Origin of the sequence: Streptococcus sp. UBA632 (genome assembly GCF_002300045.1) — a bacterium.
GTDB classification, from domain to species: domain Bacteria; phylum Bacillota; class Bacilli; order Lactobacillales; family Streptococcaceae; genus Streptococcus; species Streptococcus alactolyticus.
The window spans coordinates 4,073-6,140 of sequence record NZ_DBPA01000012.1; the positions used below are offsets into that span (position 1 = coordinate 4,073).

General features: G+C 43.7%; 3 protein-coding genes. All 3 read left to right on the plus strand.

The window, feature by feature from the left end:
- Positions 1–830: uridine diphosphate-N-acetylglucosamine-binding protein YvcK (gene yvcK, locus B3473_RS01225; protein WP_293651005.1), on the plus strand; the 830-nt coding region annotated here is incomplete at its 5' end.
- Positions 827–1,741 carry a DNA-binding protein WhiA gene (gene whiA / locus B3473_RS01230; protein WP_154454208.1) on the plus strand — a complete coding sequence of 305 codons (915 nt, stop codon included), beginning with the start codon at positions 827–829 and terminating at the stop codon, positions 1,739–1,741. The genes yvcK and whiA, both read left to right, overlap by 4 nt.
- An 18-nt stretch (positions 1,742–1,759) precedes the next feature.
- Positions 1,760–2,068, plus strand: a 309-nt coding sequence (locus B3473_RS01235) for a C69 family dipeptidase (RefSeq protein WP_293651006.1), incomplete at its 3' end; no start/stop codon positions are given.

Below are 2,068 nucleotides of genomic sequence, written 5' to 3' on the forward strand. Positions count from 1 at the left end.
AATTGACCCCACCAGGTGACTTGCGCAATGTGCTAGTTGCCATGAGTGATATGCCTAAATTTTACGAAAAAGTCTTTCAGTACCGGTTTGCAGATAGCGACGGTGCTTTGGCAGGACACCCTTTGGGCAATCTGATTATTTCAGGAATTGCTGAAATGCAAGGCTCAACCTACAATGCCATGCAATTGTTAACCAAGTTCTTTCACGTTACAGGCAAGATTTACCCTGCAAGTGAGAACCCTTTGACCCTGCATGCGGTTTTCAAAGACGGTCATGAGGTGACTGGGGAGAGCTACATTGCTGACTACAAGGGCATGATTGACCATGTTTATGTGACCAATACCTACAACAACGAAGAGCCAACTGCCAGCCGTAAAGTAGTCGAAACCATTTTAAACAGTGATATGATTGTGCTGGGGCCAGGTTCTCTCTTTACTTCGATTTTGCCTAACTTGGTTATCCCAGAAATCAAGCAAGCTCTGCTGGATACGTCTGCTGAGGTGGCTTATGTGTGTAATATCATGACACAATACGGCGAAACCGAGCATTTTACCGATGCCAACCACGTGGAAGTCTTGAACCGTCACTTAGGACAAGATGCCATTGACACCGTTTTGGTGAATATCCAAGAAGTGCCGCAGGATTACATGAATTCCAACCAATTTGACGAGTATCTGGTTCAGGTGGAGCATGATTTTAAAGGACTACGCCAGCAAGTGAAACGTGTGATTTCATCGGATTTTCTTCGTTTGGAAAATGGCGGTGCTTTTCACAATGGGGACTATGTGGTGCGAGAATTGATGAACCTATTGAGGTCAAAAGAAAGATGAGTTTTACAGTAAAAGTCAAAGAAGAATTGATTAACCAATCGCGGTTTGACAAGAGCGAATTATCAGCCATCATCAAAATGTCAGGGAGTTTGGGGTTAAATGGCAACCGTTTGACTCTGTCTATCACTACTGAAAATGCCAAAATTGCTCGCCACATCTATGCTTTGATAGAAACCCTCTACAAGGTTCAGCCAGAAATTCGTTACCACCAAAAGACTAACTTACGCAAAAATCGTGTTTACCATGTCTTTGTCGCGACGGACGTCAAAGACATTTTAAATGATTTGCAGTTGGCAGATTCCTTTTTTGGTATCGAAACAGGTATTAATCCCTTGATTTTAGAAGATGATGACAAGGGACGGGCTTATTTACGAGGGGCCTTTTTGGCGACAGGAACCATTCGGGACCCAGAATCAGGCAAGTACCAGTTGGAAATTTTTTCCGTTTACCAAGACCACGCGGAAGACTTAGCTAATCTCATGCGAAAATTCATCTTGGATGCCAAGGTCATCGAGCACAAGAGTGGTGCAGTGACGTATCTGCAAAAGGCTGAAGATATCATGGATTTTCTCTTGATTATCGGTGCGGTAGATTCCAAGGATGTGTTTGAAGAAGTGAAAATCATGCGTGAAACTCGCAACGATGTTAACCGTGCCAACAACGCTGAAACGGCCAATATTGCCAAAACCGTGATGGCCAGCATGAAAACTATTAACAATATCATCACCATCATGGATACCGTTGGTCTGGATACCTTGCCAATTGAATTGCAACAAGTGGCTAAAATCAGAGTGGCTCACCCTGATTATTCGCTGCAGCAAATTGCTGACACCTTGGGCAACGGATTAACCAAGAGCGGCGTCAATCACCGTTTGCGTAAAATCAATAAATTAGCAGAAAGTTTATCATAATTAGGAGGAAGATGACTTATGTCATGTACAACGATTTTAGTAGGAAAAGACGCTTCTTATGATGGCTCAACCATCATTGCGCGAACTGAAGACTCACAAAGTGGCGAATTTACCCCAAAACAATTTATCGTGGTGAAACCTGAGGACCAACCTCGCCACTACAAATCAGTTTTGTCATCATTTGAGATTGATTTGCCTGACAATCCCATGCGTTATACTTCTGTGCCAGATGCCTTGCGCAAGGACGGGATTTGGGGAGAAGCAGGTATCAACGAAGCCAATGTTGCCATGAGCGAAACTGAAACCATCACGACCAATGCGCGTGTT